This window comes from Shinella sp. WSD5-1, assembly GCF_963942435.1.
In the GTDB taxonomy this organism is placed as follows: domain Bacteria; phylum Pseudomonadota; class Alphaproteobacteria; order Rhizobiales; family Rhizobiaceae; genus Shinella; species Shinella yambaruensis.
The window spans coordinates 2,013,115-2,032,217 of record NZ_OZ012596.1 but is presented as its reverse complement, the minus strand read 5'-3'; the positions used below and the strand labels follow the sequence as shown (position 1 = coordinate 2,032,217).

15 protein-coding genes are annotated in these 19,103 nt (G+C 68.1%); all 15 read right to left on the bottom strand.

The annotated features are described in order from the left end of the window. Positions 1–121: 121 nt before the first annotated feature. The 15 genes from AABQ55_RS09895 to AABQ55_RS09825 all read right to left on the bottom strand — a co-directional run bounded on the left by AABQ55_RS09895 (position 122) and on the right by AABQ55_RS09825 (position 18,942). Complete coding sequence (locus AABQ55_RS09895; RefSeq protein WP_272804898.1) at positions 122–3,073, bottom strand: bifunctional [glutamine synthetase] adenylyltransferase/[glutamine synthetase]-adenylyl-L-tyrosine phosphorylase; 2,952 nt, start codon at positions 3,071–3,073, stop codon at positions 122–124. A 51-nt stretch (positions 3,074–3,124) separates the two neighbouring features. Continuing rightward, on the bottom strand, positions 3,125–4,540 hold the full coding sequence (locus tag AABQ55_RS09890) for an ATP-binding protein (RefSeq protein WP_272807429.1): 1,416 nt from the start codon (positions 4,538–4,540) through the stop codon (positions 3,125–3,127). A gap of 13 nt (positions 4,541–4,553) precedes the next feature. Further along, positions 4,554–5,237: a response regulator transcription factor gene (locus AABQ55_RS09885; protein ID WP_257947619.1), complete on the bottom strand. Its 684-nt coding sequence runs from the start codon at positions 5,235–5,237 to the stop codon at positions 4,554–4,556. 114 nt (positions 5,238–5,351) lie between these two features. Further along, positions 5,352–6,926 carry a Do family serine endopeptidase gene (locus AABQ55_RS09880; protein WP_244769977.1) on the bottom strand — a complete coding sequence of 525 codons (1,575 nt, stop codon included), beginning with the start codon at positions 6,924–6,926 and terminating at the stop codon, positions 5,352–5,354. Between the two features lie 204 nt (positions 6,927–7,130). Further along, the gene (locus tag AABQ55_RS09875) at positions 7,131–7,583 is read right to left on the bottom strand and encodes a cytochrome c-type biogenesis protein (protein WP_272804897.1); all 453 of its coding nucleotides are present in this window, start codon (positions 7,581–7,583) and stop codon (positions 7,131–7,133) included. Further along, positions 7,580–9,565: a heme lyase CcmF/NrfE family subunit gene (locus AABQ55_RS09870; RefSeq protein ID WP_272804896.1), complete on the bottom strand. Its 1,986-nt coding sequence runs from the start codon at positions 9,563–9,565 to the stop codon at positions 7,580–7,582. Before AABQ55_RS09870 ends, AABQ55_RS09875 begins: the two co-directional genes overlap by 4 nt. Next, positions 9,562–10,011, bottom strand: a complete 450-nt coding sequence (gene ccmE, locus AABQ55_RS09865) for a cytochrome c maturation protein CcmE (RefSeq protein WP_272804895.1) — start codon at positions 10,009–10,011, stop codon at positions 9,562–9,564. The genes AABQ55_RS09870 and ccmE overlap by 4 nt, the downstream gene beginning before the upstream one ends. Then, positions 10,008–11,144, bottom strand: coding sequence for a c-type cytochrome biogenesis protein CcmI (gene ccmI, locus AABQ55_RS09860; protein ID WP_272804894.1), 1,137 nt, complete (start codon positions 11,142–11,144; stop codon positions 10,008–10,010). Before ccmI ends, ccmE begins: the two co-directional genes overlap by 4 nt. 156 nt (positions 11,145–11,300) lie before the next feature. Then, complete coding sequence (locus AABQ55_RS09855; RefSeq protein WP_244769972.1) at positions 11,301–11,732, bottom strand: hypothetical protein; 432 nt, start codon at positions 11,730–11,732, stop codon at positions 11,301–11,303. A gap of 268 nt (positions 11,733–12,000) precedes the next feature. Then, a complete protein-coding gene (locus AABQ55_RS09850) occupies positions 12,001–13,419 on the bottom strand; it encodes an ATP-binding protein (RefSeq protein WP_272804893.1) in 1,419 nt (472 codons plus the stop codon). Next, the gene (locus tag AABQ55_RS09845; protein WP_244769970.1) at positions 13,409–14,080 is read right to left on the bottom strand and encodes a response regulator transcription factor; all 672 of its coding nucleotides are present in this window, start codon (positions 14,078–14,080) and stop codon (positions 13,409–13,411) included. The genes AABQ55_RS09850 and AABQ55_RS09845 overlap by 11 nt, the downstream gene beginning before the upstream one ends. A gap of 48 nt (positions 14,081–14,128) precedes the next feature. Further along, positions 14,129–14,380, bottom strand: a complete 252-nt coding sequence (locus AABQ55_RS09840) for a hypothetical protein (protein ID WP_244769969.1) — start codon at positions 14,378–14,380, stop codon at positions 14,129–14,131. Between the two features lie 92 nt (positions 14,381–14,472). Next, entirely contained in the window at positions 14,473–14,682 is a 210-nt protein-coding gene (locus AABQ55_RS09835) for a hypothetical protein (RefSeq protein WP_244769968.1), read from the bottom strand. Between the two features lie 15 nt (positions 14,683–14,697). Further along, positions 14,698–18,531, bottom strand: coding sequence for a baseplate multidomain protein megatron (locus tag AABQ55_RS09830; protein ID WP_272804892.1), 3,834 nt, complete (start codon positions 18,529–18,531; stop codon positions 14,698–14,700). Positions 18,532–18,534: 3 nt separating this feature from the next. Continuing rightward, positions 18,535–18,942 carry an NlpC/P60 family protein gene (locus AABQ55_RS09825; RefSeq protein WP_443021147.1) on the bottom strand — a complete coding sequence of 136 codons (408 nt, stop codon included), beginning with the start codon at positions 18,940–18,942 and terminating at the stop codon, positions 18,535–18,537. Positions 18,943–19,103 lie beyond the last annotated feature (161 nt).

Here is a 19,103-nt window from a genome sequence, read left to right as displayed (position 1 = left end):
CCTCGGGCTTGACCCGAGGATCCATGCGTCACGGCGCATGTTGCGTTTGTGGCATGGATCCCCGGGTCAAGCCTGAGGATGACGGAGGAGAAGTTGGAGGGAGGCCTTCCCGAACCCGTCGCTATCCCTTCACCACCCCCTGAAAGATCTTCCGCACCGCCTTGGAGACGCGCCTTATATCCGCCTCCAGCGCGCGCAGGTCCGGGCAGTCGCCGGCGCGGCAGACGAGATCGACGAGGCCGGCGGGGGCCTCCTTCGGGTCGAAGCCGCCATCGACGCTGAGGCGCACGATCTGGGAGATATCCGTGTAGAGGGTGAGTGCCCGCTGCACCGTGTCGAGATCGTTCGGGTCCATCATGCTCTGTCCGAGCAGCGCCAGCGCATCGCCCGTCGGCAGCGCCCTTTCCGGCTGCGCGGCGCCCCGCGCCGGCGCCACAAGCGCGAGGAACTGGGCGATGAACTCGATGTCGATCAGCCCGCCGGCAATCAGCTTCAGGTCCCAGATGTCCTTCGGCGGCTTCTCCTCGTCGATCAGCGTCCGCATCTCGAGCACATCCTTGGCGATCTTGCCCGCATCGCGCTTGCGGGCGAGCACCGCGCGAAAGATCTCCTCCGCCTGCCGCATCAGGCTCTCGTCGCCGCAGAGCACGCGGGCGCGGGTCAGCGCCATGTGCTCCCAGGTCCAGGCCTCCTCCGCCTGGTACTTGGCGAAGGCGGTGATGCGGGTGGCGACCGGCCCCTTGTTGCCGGAGGGGCGGAGCCGCATGTCGACCTCGTAGAGCACGCCTTCGGCCGTCGGGGCGGAGAGCGCCGCGATCAGCCGCTGCGTGATGCGGGTGAAATACTTGACGTTGTCGAGCGGCTTGGCGCCGTCCGATTCGAAGGCGTCGCTGTCGTGGTCGTAGAGCAGGATGAGGTCGATGTCCGAGCCCGCCGTCAGCTCGAAGCTGCCGAGCTTGCCCATGCCGACCAGTGCGACGCGCCCGCCGGGGAATTTGCCGTGCGCCGCCTCGACCTCCTCCAGCACCGCCTTGAAGGCCGCCTGGACGATGAGATCGGCGACATGGGTGAAGGCGCGGGCGGCCTGCTTTCCGGTGATCGCGCCGGTCAGAAGGCGGATGCCGATAAGGAAGCGCTGTTCGGCGGCGATGATGCGCAGGCGATCGAGGATCTCCTCGTAATGCCGCGCGCCGGAAACGAAGCCGTCGATGCGCTCGGAGAGATAGGCGCGGGTCGGCAGTTCGGCGAGAAGCCCCGGATCGAGCATGCCGTCGAAGACATGGGGCTTTGCCGCGATCACCTCGGCAAGGCGCGGCGCCGACGACATGATGTTGACGATAAGGGAGAGCAGCGCCGGATTGTTGCCGAGCAGCGAGAAGAGCTGGATGCCCGCCGGCAGGCCGGAGATGAAATTGTCGAAGCGCAACAGCGCCTCGTCCGCCCGCTTGCTCTCGCCGAAGACGCGCAGCAGCTCCGGCGTCAGCTCCGTCAGCCGCTCGCGCGCCTCGACGGACTGCGTGGCGCGGTAGCGCCCGTAGTGCCAGGTGCGGATCGTGCGGGAAATGTCGGCGGGGCGCTCGAAGCCGAGGCGCTTCAGCGTCTCCAGCGTGTCCGGATCGTCCTTCTGGCCGGTGAAGACGAGATTGCCGGTCTCCGAGGAGAGCTTCGCCTCCTGCTCGAAGAGCGCCGCATAGCGCCGCTCCACGGTCTTCAGCACCTCGACCAACCGGGCGGAAAAGGCAGCCGTATCCGCAAAGCCCAGCATATAGGCGATGCGCTTCAGTTCGGCCTCGGTTTCCGGCAGCACATGGGTCTGCTCGTCGCGCACCATCTGGATGCGATGCTCGACGTCGCGCAGGAACCAGTAGGCCTGCGTCAGTTCCTCGGCCGTCGCCGCGTCGATCCAGCTCGCCCTGGCAAGTTCCGCCAGCATCGGCTCGGTGGCGCGCAGGCGCAGCGCCGGGACGCGCCCGCCGGCGATCAGCTGCTGGGTCTGCACGAAGAACTCGATCTCGCGGATGCCGCCGCGGCCGAGCTTGACGTTGTGGCCCTTCACCGCGATCTCGCCATGGCCCTTGTGCACATGGATCTGCCGCTTGATCGAATGGATGTCGGCGATCGCCGCATAGTCGAGGTACTTGCGGAAGACGAAGGGCGTGAGCTCCTTGAGGAAGGCTTCGCCGGCCCTGAGGTCGCCGGCGACGGGCTTTGCCTTGATGAAGGCGGCCCGCTCCCAGTTCTGCCCCCTGCCCTCGTAATAGAGCATCGCCGAATCGACCGAGATGGCGAGCGGCGTGGCGCCGGGATCGGGCCGCAGCCGCAGGTCCGTGCGGAAGACATAGCCGTCCGCCGTCCGCTCCTGCATGATGCGGATCAGCCGACGCACGAGGCGGGAAAAGGTCTCGACGGCCTCGCTCGGATCGACGGCGATGCCGGCCATCGGATCGAAGAAGACGACGAGGTCGATATCGGAGGAATAGTTGAGCTCCGCCGCGCCCAGCTTGCCCATGCCGAGCACGATGAGGCCGGAGCCCTCGCTCGGGCGGGCGGGATCGGGCAGCGTCAGCTTGCCGCTCTCATGCGCAGATAAAAGCAGGTGGTCGATGGCTGCGGACGTCGTCGCCTCGGCGAGATCCGTCAGCAGCGCCGTGGTGCGCCGCGCGTCGAAAATGCGGGCAAGGTCGGCAAGGGCGGTGAAGAAGGCGACCTCGCGCTTGGCGCGGCGCAGCCGCGTCATCAGCACGGCCTCCGTCACCTCGCCGTCCTCCGTCCGCCAGGCCTTGCGGGCGCCGTCGATGGCGGCCTGCACGGCGGGCAGGATCGGCTCTTCGAGCGCGCGGGTGAGCAGGCCGGGATCGATGCGGGCCGTGTCGCGCAGATAGGGCGAGAGCGACAGGGTGGCGACGATGAAATCCTTGAGCGGCCCCTCCTCGCCGAGGAGCCGGGCGATGGCGGCGTGCTCCCTACCCCAGTCCTTGAGATCGGACAGGACAGACTTGACCTCCGCCTGGCTGAGAGCCCGCACGGGGCTTGCCGAAAGATCGGAAAACCGCGTCGTTTCCGCTGCGCTCATGATGCCTCCTCACCGCATCCGGCCGATGAAAGGCCGGCGCGAAAAGGTGTATCAGTCCGCAACGACGGGGAAAACCATCCTGACGGTCAGCCCCCGATTGTTTTCCCGCTCCGCATGGGTCGCGTCGAGCTCGAGGCGGCCATGGTGCATTTCCATGACGGCGCCGGCCAGCGAGAGGCCGAGGCCCGTGCCGGGCTTGGAACGGCTGGCATCGAGCCGCACGAAGCGCTTCACCACGTCCTCGCGCTTGTCGTCGGGCACGCCCGGGCCGCTGTCGGCGACCGAAAGCACGACCTCGCCCTCCCGCCGTTCGAGGGAAATGCGGATCTCGGGTTCGCCCCCGCTGCCCTCGGCATATTTGATCGCATTGTCGATGAGGTTGCCGAGCGCCTGGCCGACGAGCTCGCGGTTGCCCTTGACCTCGACGCCGTCGGCGATGGCGGTCACCAGCGTGAGGCCGCTGTCCTCGGCCACCGGCTCGTAGAGCTCGGCGCCGTCCTGGGCGATGCCGCTGATGTCGATCGCGCTCATCTCGGCCGGTGCCTGCCCCGCCTCGACGCGGGAAATCATCAGGAGCGCGTTGAAGGTGCGGATGAGCTGGTCGGATTCCCCGATCATCTCCTCCAGCGCCGTGCGGTAATCGGCCCGCTCGCCGCCGGAAAGCGCGGCCTCCGCCTTGTTGCGCAGCCGGGTGAGCGGCGTCTTCAGGTCATGCGCGATATTGTCGGAGACCTGCTTCAGGCCCTCGTCGAGCTTCTCGATGCGGCCGAGCATGGTGTTGAGCGATTCCGACAGCCGGTCGAACTCATCGCCCGAACCGCTGGTCGGCAGGCGCTGCGAGAGGTCGCCCGCCATGATTCGCTGGCTGGCGCCGGACATGCGGTCCATGCGCTTCAGCGCATTGCGCCCGATCAGGTACCAGATGGCGAGCGCCCCGAAGCCCATGACGCCGAGCGCCACCATCAGCGCCTGGCGCACCAGATAACGGAAATTCTCGGGCTCGCCGAGATCGCGGCCGACGAGCACGCGCAGGCCGTTGGTGAGCACGATGACCTGCGCATAGGCCATCGGGCGGTTGTTGCCGCGCGCCTCCTCCTGGTAGCGCTGGTAGCGAAAGGGCGTCTCCGTCCAGCCTTCGGTGTCGAGCACGCCCGGCTGCAGCGACGCCACGTTGCCGGCCAGCACCTCGCCCGTCGGGCTTGCGATGATGTAGAGATTGGCGCCCGGCTGGCGCGATCGCCGTTCCAGCGTGCGCAGGAGGCCGTTCATGCCGTTGCCTTCGAAGACGCGCTCGATCTGCTCGACCTCCTGCGCCACCGCCTCGCGCATCTGCTGGCGCAGCAGCCGTTCCGACATGGAGGAGACGTAGAAGACGAGGAAGGCCGCGCACAGGGCGAACAGCAGCAGATAGACGGCGGAAAGCCGCACCGCGGTCGTGCGATAGAGGGCGGTCAGCCTGCCGAGCATTCGATGCATGGGGTCAGCCCGCCGCCTCGTCCTTCATCATGTATCCCGCGCCGCGAACGGTGCGCAGCAGCGGCTGGTCGAAGTCCTTCTCGATCTTCGAGCGCAGCCGCGAGACATGGACGTCGATGACATTGGTCTGCGGGTCGAAATGATAGTCCCAGACATTCTCCAGGAGCATGGTGCGCGTCACGACCTGGCCGGCATTCTTCATCAGATATTCGAGCAGGCGGAACTCGCGCGGCTGGAGCAGGATCTCCCTGCCGGCGCGCTTGACCGTGTGCGACAGCCGGTCGAGCTCGAGGTCGCCGACACGGTAGACCATGTCCTGCTCCGGCGTGCCCTTGCGCCGCCCGAGCACCTCCACCCGCGCCAGAAGCTCGCTGAAGGCATAGGGTTTCGGCAGGTAGTCGTCGCCCCCGGCGCGCAGCCCCGTCACGCGGTCGTCGACCTGGCCGAGCGCGGAGAGGATGAGCACGGGGGTGTGGATGTTGCGGCGGCGCAGCTCCGAGATCAGCGACAGGCCGTCGCGGCGCGGCAGCATGCGGTCGATGACCAGGACGTCGTAGCTGTTCTCGGTGGCGAGGAAGAGGCCGCTTTCGCCGTCGCTCGCATGGTCGAGCACGATGCCCGCCTCGCGAAAGGCCTTCGAGAGATAGGCGGCCGCCTCCAGATCGTCTTCCACAATCAATATCTTCATCGTGCGGACCTTACAGCATGTTCGGCGGGACTTGGCCAGAGTGCCGTGTCCCGATATGGCAGCGCCGCGAAACCTTGCGATTTCGCGGCGCCGAAAAGCGGATTACGGAGCCGCTCAGCCCTGGTCGATCGGCAGGGCCAGGAAGCGGCTGCCGTCATTGGTCTCGATCTGGAACAGCGCCTTGGAGCGGCCGTCCTTGCGGGCATTGTTGATGACCTTCACCACGTCGTCGGCAGACTTCACGGCCTGGTTGTTGACGGAGGTGATGCGGTCGCCTTCCTTGAGGCCGCGGTCGCTGGCGTCGGAGTCCGGATCGACGGAGGAGACCGTCAGGCCGTCGTCGCCCGGCGTGACCGAGATGCCGAGATCGGCAAGCGCCTGCTCGCTGGCGGGCGCTTCCGGCTCGACTTCGTCCGTGCCCGTCGCGGCCTGGATCTGCTCGCCGGCAAGCGTGCCGATCTCGACCGCGATCGTCTCGGACTTGCCGTCACGCCAGACCGAAAGCTCCACCGTCTTGCCGGGTGCGATGTCGGCCACGCGGCGGGCAAGGTCACGTGGGTTCTTGATCGGCTCGCCATCGAGCGCCGTGATCACGTCGCCCTTCTTGATGCCGGCCTTGGCACCGGGCGAATCGGCCTGCGGTTCGACGACGAGGGCACCGGCGGCGTCCGCAAGGCCGAGCGAATCGGCGATATCGCGGCTCACCGGCTGGATCTGCACGCCGAGCCAGCCGCGGTCGACCTTGCCGTCCTTCATCAGGTCGGCGACGACGCCCTTGGCGACGGAGGCGGGAATCGCGAAGGCGATGCCGACATTGCCGCCGGACGGCGAGAAGATCGCGGTGTTGATGCCGACGACCTGGCCGTTGAGGTTGAAGGTCGGGCCACCGGAATTGCCGCGGTTCACGGCGGCGTCCACCTGCAGGTAGTCGTCATAGGGGCCGGAGCCGATGTCGCGGCCGCGGGCCGAGATGATGCCGGCCGTCACCGTGCCGCCGAGGCCGAACGGGTTGCCGACGGCGACGACCCAGTCACCGACGCGGATCTGGCTGTCATCGGCGAAGCTCACATAGGTGAACTTGCGCTTGTCCTTCTCCTCGACCTTCAGGACGGCGAGGTCCGTGCGGCTGTCCTTGCCGACGAGCTTGGCGTCGAGCTCCGTGCCGTCGTTCATCACGACCGTGAAGGCGGTGCCGTCATTGACGACGTGGTTGTTGGTGACGATGTAGCCGTCTTCCGAGATGAAGAAGCCGGAACCCTGCGAGGTCGGGCGCAGATGCGGCTTGCGGTCACGACCGCGGCGATCGCCGCGTTCACCGAAGCGGCGATCCGGCCCGCGGTCGCCCCGGAACTGATCGGGGCCGCCGAACTCACGGAAGAAGCGCTTCAGCGGATGATCGTCGGGAAGCTCGTCGAAGCCGCGGCCGCCGAAGTTGAAGCTGAAGTTGCTCTCGTCATTGGCCGGCTTGACATCGGACTGGACGCGAACGGAAACGACGGCCGGCGAGACGGCCTCCACGACGTCGGCGAAGCTCGCGACCTGCGGACCCTGCACCGACACGGCTTCTGCAAAACTCTCGGTGACGCGCGCGGGAATGCCGGTCGCAAGCATGACGGCCGCAAGCCCGGCGACGGTGGTCGTCTTCAGGACGGTCTTGAGGCCTGGACGGAATGCTGAAATCTTGGACATTCTTTGCACCTTTTCTCTCACTTCATGGCTGCGTGCGGCAGCCGATGAGCAAGAGATAGGCGCGTGCACATTACAGCGCACTATCCGCGGCATGAATTTTTGGTAATGTTGGGAAGAAGGAATTAGGCAGTAGGCAGTAGGCAGTAGAAATATCTACTTCCCTACTGCCTATTGGCTACTGCCTAATTCCTCATCCCCATTTCCTCACTCCAGAGCCTTTTCCAGCTCGGCCTTCTCCGCCTCCGAAAGCGGCGTTCCCGTCGGCTTGCCGCTGCGCTTGCGCCCGAAAAGCACCATCGCCGCCGCGCCCGCGAGAAAGAGGACGATCGGCGCGCCCCACAGGAGCAGCGTCTCGCCGCGCAGGCGCGGGTTCAGCAGCACGAATTCGCCATAGCGCGAGACGACGTATTCTATCACCGCCTCGTCGCTGTCGCCGTTCTTCAGCCGCTCGCGCACGAGAAGCCTGAGGTCGCGGGCAAGCTCGGCATTGGAATCGTCGATCGACTGGTTCTGGCAGACCATGCAGCGCAGCTCGGCCGACAGCGCCCGCGCCCGCGCCTCCAGCACCGGATCGGCCAGCACCTCGTCCGGATTGACCGCGAAGGCCGGAAAAGCGGCAAGCAGGAAGGCCGAGGCGAGGAGCAGGCGGCGCATCATTCCGCCGCCTCCAGCGCCGGCTTGACCTTGCGCACCTTCTGCGGCGCCCCGACGCGCAGCCGCCGGTCGCACAGCGACACGATGCCGCCCGCCATCATGATCAGCGTGCCGATCCAGATACAGAGGATCATCGGCTTCCACCAGACGCGCACGACGATGCCGCCGTCGGCCATCGCATCGCCGAGCGAGACATAGAGCTGGCTGAGCCCGAAGGTGCGGATGCCCGCCTCCGTCGTCGGCATGCGACGGGCGGAATAGAGCCGCTTGGAGGACCAGACGTCGGTGACGATCACGCCGCCGCGCGCCACCGTGAAGTGGCCGGATTCCTCGGAATAGTTCGGCCCCTGCCCGCGGCGCATGCCGTCGAAGGTCAGCGTGTAGCCGCCGGCCTCCACCTGCATGCCGGGCTTCATCTCGACGACATGCTCGGTCTCGAACGCCGTCACCGCGATGACGCCGATCACCGTCACGCCGATGCCGATATGGGCGAGCGCCGTGCCGAAGGCCGAGCCCGGCAGGCCGATGAAGCGGCGGACGGCGACGTTGCGCGCCACCTTGCCGATGCCGGCGCGCAGCCACAGGTCGGTGATCGCGCCCGCGATCATGTAGAAGCCGATGGCAAGGCCGAAATAGGCGAGCACCGGCCCGCCGTTCTGGATGTAGAGAACCACCGCCGCGCAGACGAGGCCGATGCCCGCCGCCGCAAAGAGGCGCTGGCCGGCGGCGAGCACATCACCCCGCTTCCAGGCGAGCAGCGGGCCGAACGGCACCGCCAGCAGCAGCGGCAGCATCAAGAGGCCGAAGGTGAGGTTGAAGAAGGGCGGGCCGACGGAGATCTTCTCGCCCGTCAGCGCTTCCAGCACCAGCGGATAGAGCGTGCCGGTCAGCACCGTGGCGGCCGCCGTCGTCAGGATCAGGTTGTTGAGGACGAGCGCGCCCTCGCGCGAGATCGGCGCGAAAAGCCCGCCGGCCTTCAGCGTTGCCGCCCGGAAGGCGAAGAGCGACAGTGCGCCACCGATGAAGAAGACCAGGATGGCGAGGATGAAGACGCCGCGCGTCGGGTCGGTGGCGAAGGCATGCACCGAGGTCAGCACGCCCGAGCGCACCAGGAAGGTGCCGAGCAGCGACATGGAGAAGGTGAGGATCGCGAGCAGCACCGTCCAGATCTTCAGCGCCTCGCGCTTTTCCATGACGAGCGCCGAATGCAGCAGCGCCGTGCCGGCGAGCCAGGGAATGAAGGAGGCGTTCTCCACCGGGTCCCAGAACCACCAGCCGCCCCAGCCGAGCTCGTAATAGGCCCAGTAGGAGCCCATGGCGATGCCGGCGGTGAGGAAGCTCCAGGCCGCCAGGGTCCACGGCCGCACCCAGCGCGCCCAGGCCGCATCGATCCGCCCGTCGATCAGCGCCGCGATGGCGAAGGAGAAGCTGACGGAGAAGCCGACATAACCGAGATAGAGCAGCGGCGGATGGATGGCGAGACCGATGTCCTGCAGAACGGGATTGAGGTCCTGCCCCTCGGCCGGCGCCGGCTGGAGCCGCAGAAACGGATTGGAGGTGAGCAGGATGAAGAGCGCGAAGGCGGTGGAGATGAAGCCCTGCACGGCCAGCACGTTGGCGCGCAGCCGCTCGGGCAGGTTGGCGCCGAAGGTGGCGACGAGCGCGCTGAAGAAGACGAGGATGAGGAGCCAGAGCAGCATCGAGCCCTCATGGTTCCCCCAGACCCCGGTGATCTTGTAGATCATCGGCTTCAGCGAATGCGAGTTCTGCCAGACATTGCCCACCGAGAAATCGGAGACGACATAGGCGAAGGTCAGCACCGAGAAGGAGAAGAGCACGAGCAGGAAACCGGCCAGCGCCGCGGCGGGCGCCACGGCCATCAGCGCGCGGTCGCCCCGGATCGTGCCGACCAGCGGCAGGATCGACTGGACGATGACGGTCGCCAGCGCCAGGATCAGGGCATAGTGTCCGAGCTCGATGATCATTTGATCGTTTCCTTGCCGGATAGTTCGACGCCCTGCGCCTTCAGGCGATCCGCGACGTCCTTGGGCATATAGGTCTCGTCGTGCTTGGCGAGCACCGTGTCAGCCAGGAACAGCCCGTCCGTGCCGAAGGCGCCTTCCGCCACCACGCCCTGCCCCTCGCGGAAGAGGTCGGGCAGGATGCCGGTATAGGTCACCGGCACCGTCGCAAGCGTGTCCGTCACCGTGAAGGTGATGATCGAGCCCTCGCCGCGCTTGACCGTGCCGGACTCCACGAGCCCGCCGAGGCGGATGCGCGTTCCCGGCGGCACGTCGGCCTTGGCGAGATCGCCCGGCACGTAGAAATAGGCGATCGACTGGCTGAAGGCGAACATGACGAGCAGCACCGCCGCCACCAGGAAGGCGATGCCGCCGCCGATCACTGCCAGACGTTTCTGCTTGCGTGTCATGGTCCGCTGCCCTCAGCCGAAATCGATAGGTCCCGGGCAAGCGCCAGAAGCTGTTTGCCGTTGTCGCTGTCGGCCGGGAAGGTCTTCAGCGCCGTCTGTAGCGCGGCTTCGGCCTTCGGCCTTTGATCCAGCACAACATAGGAACGGATGATGCGCATCCATCCTTCGATATTGTCGGGATTTTCCTGAAGCTTCGCCGCAAGGCTCTCGACCATGCCCGATATCATCTGCTGGCGGTCATCCGCCGACATGTCCTGGGCGGCCGCCATGTCGTCCGCCGTCGGATTGCCGAGCGCGCCGCCGCCGCCGCCCTGCCCCTCGGCAAGCCCGGCAATATGCCGGTTGACGAGCGGCAGCCAGGGCGCATCGGCCGGCGCTTGCTTCGCCAGGGCCTCGAAGGCGGCGCGCGCCTCGGTGCGCTTGCCCTCCTGCTCCAGCGCCAGCGCCAGATAGTATTCGGCGCGCGGATTGTCCGCCTTCAGCGTCAGCGACTGTTCCAGCCGGGCGCGCGCCTCGGCGGTCACGATGCCGTTCGACTGGGCGATCAGCGTTTCCGCATAGCCGTCCAGCCGCTCCGGCGTCGGCCCGAGCAGGCGGATCGCCTGGGAGAAGGCGTTCGCCGCATCCTCCACCCGGCCGCTGCGATAGTAGATCGGCGCCAGAAGGTCCCAGCCCGCACCGTCGTCCGGATTGCGCGCCAGATGGTTCTCCGCCTTGGCGATGAGGATGGAGATGTCGTTTCCGGGATTGGCAAGGCGCTCTGCGAGCGGCTGGGCCGGAAGATCCGGCCGGCCGGTCGCCACGTAAAGACAGAGGCCGATGGTCGGCAGCAGCACGATCACGAAGACCTGCGCCAGCCGGTTGCGGCGCCCGGCCGGGCCCGCCCCGCCCTTCGCCTCGGCCTTGCTGGCCGCGATCAGCCGGCGCGCGACCTCCGCCCTAGCAAGCTCGGCCTCGTTCGCGCCGATGAGGCCGCTCGCCTCGTCGCGCTTCAACTCCTCGAGCTGGTCGCGGTAGACCTCGACGTCATGACCGGCGTCACCCGCTGCCGCCGGAGGGCGGCGCAGCAGGGGGAGAAGCAGAACGGCGGCCACGGCGGCCGTCAGGATGGCGACGAGAATCCAGAAGAACATGACCGTTCAAATACTGGAACGCGCGACCGTTTCCAATTCCCCAGGGAACAATGACGTGAATTTGAGGCGTTTCGCCGCAACCGTCGAACGGTCAGGCTTGCGCTAACGCATGCCCGCCCCTTTCCGGTGAACCGGATGGCGCCGGAAACAACAATGCTAGGACAGCGGCGCCCAGGCCCCGTCCGCGTTGCGGCAGGCCGCCCCGCGCGTTGCGGTGTCCCGGCCGTCCACGGTCAGCGTGTGGCTGTACTGCCGGCAGTTCTGCGAGCCGACCTGATAGGGCGCGGCCGCCACCACCGATCCGCTGACGCCCCTGCCCTGCCAGACGACGGGCTGGCCGCCGGGCGCGGCTTCCAGCGCGCGGTACTCGGCTTCCAGCGCCCGCTGCATGTCCGCCTTGGAGAGCTGGGCGCCGCCGGCATTGCGGCTGACGAGCCCGCCCTGCAGCGCGGTGATATAGACGCCCGCTCCGGTCGGAACGGCCGTGCCGGCGGTCCCGGCAGCGCCGCCCGATGTGGTCGTGCATCCCGAAACCGTCGCTGTTGCCAGAAGGAGGGGGAAAAAGGCGCCGCGCAAACCCGTCTTCATCCGCTGGGACCGTCTCTCTTCATGAGAGAGCGCTTTCACCCGCCGGCGAAAACGCTCTGATCTTGTGTTCTGCCGCAATTCCGGGTGCAAAACCGCTTCGCGCTTTTGCCGGAACTGCTCTCGCTTTCCGTTTCCACGCGATTGCGGCTGCAAAACCGCCTCGCGCTCCTGCTGGTCTCGTCCCGGAAGCGATACGCCCGCCCGGCACGTGGTCCATCCCGCGATCCTCATCGTCGCGAGCCCCTCCCTTGTTGCATTGTCCGCCGTCTCAGGCAACATCCTTTGTGACGGCCGGCAGGACGAGCCGCGCCAGCAGCCCGCCGCGCGGCCCGCGCGAAAGCCCGAAGGTTCCCTGGTATTCCGAGGCGATCTCGCTGACGATGGAAAGGCCGAGCCCGGTGCCCGGCTTGCTCTCGTCGAGCCGCTTGCCGCGCTTCATCGCCTCGCGGATCTCGTCCGGCTCCAGCCCCGGCCCGTCGTCCTCCACCTCGATGACGATCCAGTTCTTGCGCGCATCGTCATTGCCGCGCACCTCGGCCGGCGCCATCAGGGCGCGCACGGCCACGGTCGTGCGGGCATAACGCGCGGCGTTTTCCAGGAGGTTGCCGACCGTCTCCTCGACATCCTGCTGCTCCATCGCCAGCACGAGACCCGGCGGATCGACGGTCAGCGGAAACTGGCATTCGGCGTTGAGCCGCCGCATCACGCGCACCAGCCGCTCCAGCACGGCCTGCGCCTCGGTGCGTGCGAGCACGGATTCGCGCTGGGCGGCGATGCGGGCACGGTTGAGATAGGATTGCACCTGGCTCTGCATGGCTTCGGCCTGCGTGCGCACGAGATCGCCCTGCGGGGCGGCGAGCAGCCGCGATTCGTTGAGGAGAACCGCGATCGGCGTCTTCAGGGAGTGCGCCAGGTTGCCGACCTGCATGCGCGCCCGCTCGACGATGCGCCGGTTGCTGTCGATCAGCGCGTTCACCTCGCTCGCCAGGGGCAGGATCTCCCGGGGAAAATCGCCGTCGAGCTGCTCGCTCTCCCCCGCGCGGATCTTCTCCAGCGCCTTGCGCGCCCGGTCGAGCGGCTTCAGGCCGATGAGGATCGCCGCCGCGTTGAGAAGCAGGCTGCCGACGCCGAAGCCGGCCAGCGCCAGATAGAGGCTGCCGGAAAAGTCGTCGATATCGCCCTCCAGCACGTCGCGGTTGCCGACGACGCGGAAACGCGCCGTGCGTCCCTCGTCGTCGAGCACGACTTCCGTCTCGCCCACCTCCACCTCGTTGCCGAAGGAATCGATGGTCGTGTAGAAGCGCTCGTAGCGCGTGTCGAAGGGAATGCTGTCGGTATCGGGGATCGGAATGCTCCCCGTTCCGAGCGAGGACGAGGTCAGCGTCTCGCTTGCCAGCGCCCCGCCGATCGGCTCGACCACCCAGTACCAGCCCGATTGCGGCTGGAAGAAGCGCAGGTCCCCGAGCTGCGGCGTGCCGGTCAGCCGCGTCTCCTCGTCCGCCGAAACGGAATTGATGACGTTGTAGAGCTGCGCGCGCAGAAGATCGCGAAAGCTCTTCTCCGCGCTCTGGCGGTAGAGCGTCGAGATGACGACGGCGATGACGATGAGCGCGACCGCCGCCCAGAGCGAGGCGAGAAGAAGAACGCGGAAGGTGAGCGAGCGGGAGCGCCTGGCGTTATTTGCCATTGGCGGGGGCTTGCATCCGGTAGCCGAGGCCGCGCACGGTCTCGATCAGGTCGACGCCGATCTTCTTGCGCAGGCGCCCGACGAAAACCTCGATCGTGTTGGAATCGCGGTCGAAATCCTGGTCATACATATGTTCGACCAGCTCGGTGCGCGAAACCACCTCGCCCATGTGATGCATGAGGTAGGAAAGCAGCCGGTATTCGTGCGAGGTCAGCTTCAGCGTCTCGCCGTTGACCGTCGCCTTGGAGCCCTTCGTGTCGAGCCGCACCGGCCCGCAGACGATGTCGGGGCTCGCATGGCCCGCCGCGCGGCGGATCAGCGCCCGGATGCGCGCCAGCACCTCCTCGACATGGAAGGGCTTTGCCACATAGTCGTCGGCGCCGGCGTCGATGCCGGCCACCTTGTCGCTCCAGCGGTCGCGGGCGGTGAGGATGAGGACGGGCATGGCCTTGCCGTCGGCGCGCCATTTTTCGAGGACGGTGATGCCGTCCATTTCCGGCAGGCCGATATCGAGGATGATAGCGTCATAGGGCTCGGTGTCGCCGAGATAGTGGCCTTCCTCGCCATCGAAGGCCTGGTCCACAACATAGCCTGATTCCTTCAAGGCCTCGCTGAGCTGCCGGCTCAGATTGACGTCGTCCTCGACCACCAGGATACGCATTCGCCCTCTTTCCTATCTCTCTCGTCCCATCACGAACGGCCGGCGGCCCTACATCGGCACGCGCACGGTCACCTTGCGCGGCCGCGCATTGCCCTTGCCGGGCACGAGCACCGTCACCACGCAGGTATCGCCCTTCGGCTGCGCCGAGAGCAGTTCGCCCCCCGTCTGGGCAACCACCTGAGCAGCCGCGTCGCTGCAGTCGCCGGCGACCGCGACGACATCCCGCGCGGTGCCCGTCTCGACGGGCCCCGGCAGGATCAGGCTGGCCGCAAGCGCGGTTATGAGAAGTGGCGAGGCCATGAATGTACTTTCAGGTGCGGATCAGTGTGATGCAAGCAATAAACGATCCACGCTGAATGGCAAATGAATGCCTTGTGGATCGTCAAGCCGCCTCATCGCACGCGCCGGCGCGCGGAAATCCGCCCGTAAAGCGCGACGAACCCGCCCAGCGTGCCCACCGCCGCCACGAGGAGATCGGCCAGTTCCCCTTCGTCACCCGCCGTCACCTCGACGCCCGCCGCATTGGCGAGCGAGGCGAGGATCGCGACCAGCGCGCCCCAGACGGTGCGCGACCGGTACCAGGCTTTCGTTTCGTCATTCATCGGTTTTCCTTTCTGTCAGAGAAGGATCGTCGCCCGCGCCGGCAGGCCGAGCGGGATGGCCCGGCCGAGCTGGCGCACGCGGATGGAAAGCGCGGCCTGCGGCGCGCCGAAATCGGCAAGCTCCTGGTCGGCGGGATAGGTGAAGGCCGGCGCCGCGGTCTCGACGCTGCGCACCGGCACCGCGCCGGAGAGGATGTCGAGGCGATAGGCCTCCGCCGGCTCGTCGAGCGGGATCTCGGCGGCCAGCCAGCTGTCCGAATCGATCCGCCCCCGCCGGATCCACGACAAGCGCACAGCGCCGTCGACGTCCCGCCGGCCGCGCAGATGCACCGGCGCCAAGGGCGTCAGCGCCCGCTCGCCGCCGGCAAAGGCGAAGGGACCCGCCTGTCCCGGCGTCATGCCGACAGGCTCGACGAGCCAGTTGGAGAGCCGCCCCACCTCCTCCACGTCGAGACCGAGCGGCAGCACCGCATCGTCCAGCACCACCGCCCGCGTCCCGGCCGCATGGCCGGACGCCATGGCATCCTCGGTGCCATGCAGGGCGCGCAGCAGCCGGATGAGTCGCCAGCGCCCCGGCGCGATCTCGCTCGCCCCGGCAAAGCCGATAATTTCCCAGGCCCCGCTGCCGGCTCTGAGCGCAAGGCGGTTGGCGCCGTTCAGCATGGCCAGCGTGTCCACCGCGGAAAGCCCGCCGAAGGGCAGGTCGAGCATGATCGCCCGCCCCGGATCGAACCGCCCGGCGACGCCTGCCGCCAGCGGCTCGACCAGCGTGCCGATCCGCGCCGGCCGGTCGAGCCGTACGCGGCTGCGATAACCTTCGCTGCCCTCCGAACTCGACACGATCATGGAGCGCCAGGGATGCGCATAGGCCGCGACACGCGCAAAATCCTGCGCCCCGCCAGACCCGAGGACCGGCAGGTCGAGGAAAACGACGTCCGGCGCAAAGGCGTCGCCCACCCCGCTCGCCGGCCGCGGCCGGCCGTCCGGCAGCAACGGCGCCGGGCTGTCCCCCGCCGCGATCGCCCGCGCCTCCACCTCCCGCACCAGTCCGTCGGTGATGCCGGTGATGAGAAAGCGTCCCTCCGGCCCGTCGGCCAGCCGCACGATGTCGCCCGGCGTCACGCCCATCGCGGTCGGCGGCAGGCGGAAGGTGAGCCGCCGCTGCCCCGCCCGCTGGTCGCGCAGCGCCGTCTCGACGCTCGCCGCGGCCGCCCCCGCATGCAGCACCGCCGGCAGCGCCAGCCGCAGCACGCGGTCGTTCTCCCCTGCCATGCGGCGCGAGCGCGCCGTCACGCGCGAATAGGTGCCCGAATCGTCGAAATGGTCGAGGATCGCCTCGCCCGCGAAATCGCTGATATGCCCGCGGCTCTCCTCGAACAGCACCTCCTCCGGCCGCTCGGCAAGAAGGCCGATCTCCGCCGGCGGCAGCGCGGATTTCAGCCGCGATCGGAAGACCAGCCTGCCGTTCGCCTCCAGCGCATCGATCTGGAACGCTTCCATCAGCGGCTCGATCAGCGCGCGCGCCGAGGTCTGGTCCGCCTGCACGAAACCGGAGAGATCGCCGGCAACGCCCGAGACGTCGAAATCGTGGAACCCGTGATCCTTCAGGATCGCCGCGATGACATCCGCCACCGTCCCGGCCCCGAGCCGCGCGTTCAGCCAGTGCCCGCGCTGCCAGTTGAGCCCGTCCGACCAGAGTGCGGTATCCTCGGGAAAGGCCGGATAGGGCCGCGCATCCCAGGTCCAGAGGAAGACATGGCCCGGATCGACCATGCCGGCCTCCGGCCCGCTGCCCTGCCACCAGCCGTGGTGCGCGTCGAGGAAGCGCCGCTGCACCGCGTCGTTGCGCGCCCCGCCGGAATGATAGGGCAGCGCGTTCTCCGAGCTTTTCGGATCGACGAAGACGTTCGGCTGGTTCGCCCCCTTGTCGACCGCCGGGCAGCCGAGCTCGGTGAACCAGATCGGCTTGGAGCGCGGCACCCAGGCGGTGTGGCCGGAAAGCTCCGCCCCGCCCGGCCCGCGCTCGTAGTGGCGATTGCCCCACCAGTTCTCGAGGTCCTTGTAGCGGAACACCCAGGGCTTTCCCGCCATGCCGTCGGTGATGGGCACGCGCTCGCGCGCCGCCCGCGCCGCCGCGTCGGGATAATACCAGTCGAACCCCTCGCCGCCGGTGATCATGGCGCGCATGGCCGCCATGTCCTCGGAATGGCGAAACGCGTCCGGATTGCCGGCCAGCGTATCGGCATTCTGCCAGTCGGAGAGCGGCATGTAATTGTCGATGCCCACCGCATCGATCGCCGGGGAGGCCCAGAGCGGGTCGAGATGATAGCGCACCTCGCCGCTGCCGCCCGGCGGCTGGTAGCCGAAATATTCGCTCCAGTCGGCCCCGTAGGTGATCTTCGTGCCCGGCCCGAGGATCGCCCGCACGTCGCCCGCAAGCGCGCCAAGCGCCTCGACGAAGGGAAAGGCCCCGCTCCCGTCGCGCAGCCAGGTCAGCCCGCGCATTTCCGAGCCGATCAGGAAGCCGTCCACCCCGCCCGCCGCCTTCGCCAGCAGCGCATAATGCAGGATCAGCCGCCGGAACCCCTCGTCGCCGGCGGGGCCGGCGATCTCCTCGCCCGAAACGGAAAAGCTCCCCGCCCCGGCCGCGCCGACAAAGGCGTTCACCTGGCCGCGCGCCGAAGCGGTTCCCTCGGCGGATTGTGGATGGCAGGTGATACGCCCGCGCCAGGGATAGGGCGCCTGCCGCACGTCGCCATAGGGGTCCGGCAGCGCGTTGTCGGCCGGCACGTCCATCATCAGGAAAGGGTAGAGATAGACCTCGATCCCGCGCGCCCTCAGGTCGCGGATGGCCGCGATCACGCTCGCATCCGAGGGCGTGCCGCCATAGGCCGGCCGGCCCTCGACGCGGCTCACCACATAGGCGTCCGCGCGCGCGATGCCGCAGACCTTCCACGGCCGGCTCTCCTCCAGCCGCTCGGACACCTCCACCCCCGGCAGGATGCGGCACTGGCCCGCCCGAAGGTCCGTGCCGAACCAGGCGACCACCAGCCCCACCCGTTCGAGGCCGGGGCACAGCGCCTGCAATTCGTCGATCGAGGCCACCCAGTCCGTCGCCGCCACCAGCGTGTTGCGGTTCAGGTTGCGCGCCTTGCCTTCGGAAATCTTCTCCGTCACCAGTTCGGGGTCATAGCCATGCTCGCTCGATCCCGGAATGACCGTCACCGCCCGGACCTTGCCCTCCAGCGAGCCGACCGGCTTCAGCACCTCGAACTGCAGGATCGGGATGCGGTTGCCGAACGTGTCGAGCGGCAGCCGCTCGAAGACGACATAGGCAAGCCCGCGATAGGCCGGCGCGTTGCCCGCCCCCTGCTTGGCGAGGATCAGCGGATCGGGCGCCTGGTCGGCGGTGCCGCGATGGACGCGCATCTCGATGCCGGTCAGGTCGATCTCCCGCCCGTCCGCGAAGACGCGCCTGACGCCGGCGATCGGCCCTTCGCACACGCCGACGGCGAAGTTGGCGAAATAGCTGAAGGTCTCGACCCGCGGCCCGCTCGCCTTGCCGCCGCTGCGCTCGACGGAGACGTCCTCCTCGAAGCGCGTCGCCCAGATCAGCGTGCCGCCGACACGCGCCGTGCCGTAGACGCGGCTCATCGCCGTGCCTTCCTCCGCCCCCGGCACGCGCCCGTCATTGAGCCGCGCGCCGGGAATCTTCGTCAGGCCGTTGATCAGCGAGCGGTCGACCGCCGAGCCCGCCAGCGCGCCGACGGCCCGGCCGAGCATGGCGCCGAACGGCCCGAAGAGGCCGCCGAGCGTCGCGCCCGCGGCCTGGAAGAGAAGTGTCGCCATGGCTCAGGAAATCTCCGGAAAACGGAAGACGCCGGCGATCCGCCGGCGCCATGCGGGCACGAGCGGCGATTCGGTCACCGCCGCCTGCTCATAGGCATGGATGAAATGCGCGTCGGACGTCGCGATGCCGGCATGTTTCGCCGCCACCCCCGCCCGCCAGCGGAAGACGAGGATATCGCCCGGCCGCAGCGCCGAGACCGGCAGCGCCGCGCCGCAATGCCGCGCCGCCGCCTCCAGCAGCCGCTCCGCGCCCGCCCGCTCCGCCCAGTCCGCGGCGTAGGCGCCCGGCACCTCCGGCTCCGCCCCGTAAAGCTCCCGCCACACGCCGCGCACCAGCCCGAGGCAATCGCAGCCGACGCCCTTCAGCGCGCCCTGATGCCGGTAGGGCGTGCCGATGAAACTGCGGGCGATCGCGACGACCCGACCGCCGGTATCCTGTCCCGGCCCCTCATCCGGCCTGCCGGCCACCTTCTCCCCGCAGGCGGGGAGAAGGGATTTGCCGCCAAGGTTTCCCGCATGACATTGCCGCGGTGGAAGAAGACGGTTCGGCATGTCCCCTTCTCCCCGTTCAC

Bases quoted from the DNA above. Each gene is read 5' to 3' on its own strand.
- ccmE (WP_272804895.1), bottom strand. From the start codon at position 10,011: ATGACACGCAAGCAGAAACGTCTGGCAGTGATCGGCGGCGGCATCGCC.
- AABQ55_RS09830 (WP_272804892.1), bottom strand. From the start codon at position 18,531: ATGGCGACACTTCTCTTCCAGGCCGCGGGCGCGACGCTCGGCGGCCTC.
- AABQ55_RS09840 (WP_244769969.1), bottom strand. From the start codon at position 14,380: ATGGCCTCGCCACTTCTCATAACCGCGCTTGCGGCCAGCCTGATCCTG.
- AABQ55_RS09880 (WP_244769977.1), bottom strand. From the start codon at position 6,926: ATGTCCAAGATTTCAGCATTCCGTCCAGGCCTCAAGACCGTCCTGAAG.
- ccmI (WP_272804894.1), bottom strand. From the start codon at position 11,144: ATGTTCTTCTGGATTCTCGTCGCCATCCTGACGGCCGCCGTGGCCGCC.
- AABQ55_RS09835 (WP_244769968.1), bottom strand. From the start codon at position 14,682: ATGAATGACGAAACGAAAGCCTGGTACCGGTCGCGCACCGTCTGGGGC.
- AABQ55_RS09870 (WP_272804896.1), bottom strand. From the start codon at position 9,565: ATGATCATCGAGCTCGGACACTATGCCCTGATCCTGGCGCTGGCGACC.
- AABQ55_RS09845 (WP_244769970.1), bottom strand. From the start codon at position 14,080: ATGCGTATCCTGGTGGTCGAGGACGACGTCAATCTGAGCCGGCAGCTC.
- AABQ55_RS09875 (WP_272804897.1), bottom strand. From the start codon at position 7,583: ATGATGCGCCGCCTGCTCCTCGCCTCGGCCTTCCTGCTTGCCGCTTTT.
- AABQ55_RS09855 (WP_244769972.1), bottom strand. From the start codon at position 11,732: ATGAAGACGGGTTTGCGCGGCGCCTTTTTCCCCCTCCTTCTGGCAACA.
- AABQ55_RS09850 (WP_272804893.1), bottom strand. From the start codon at position 13,419: ATGGCAAATAACGCCAGGCGCTCCCGCTCGCTCACCTTCCGCGTTCTT.
- AABQ55_RS09890 (WP_272807429.1), bottom strand. From the start codon at position 4,540: ATGCTCGGCAGGCTGACCGCCCTCTATCGCACGACCGCGGTGCGGCTT.
- AABQ55_RS09895 (WP_272804898.1), bottom strand. From the start codon at position 3,073: ATGAGCGCAGCGGAAACGACGCGGTTTTCCGATCTTTCGGCAAGCCCC.
- AABQ55_RS09885 (WP_257947619.1), bottom strand. From the start codon at position 5,237: ATGAAGATATTGATTGTGGAAGACGATCTGGAGGCGGCCGCCTATCTC.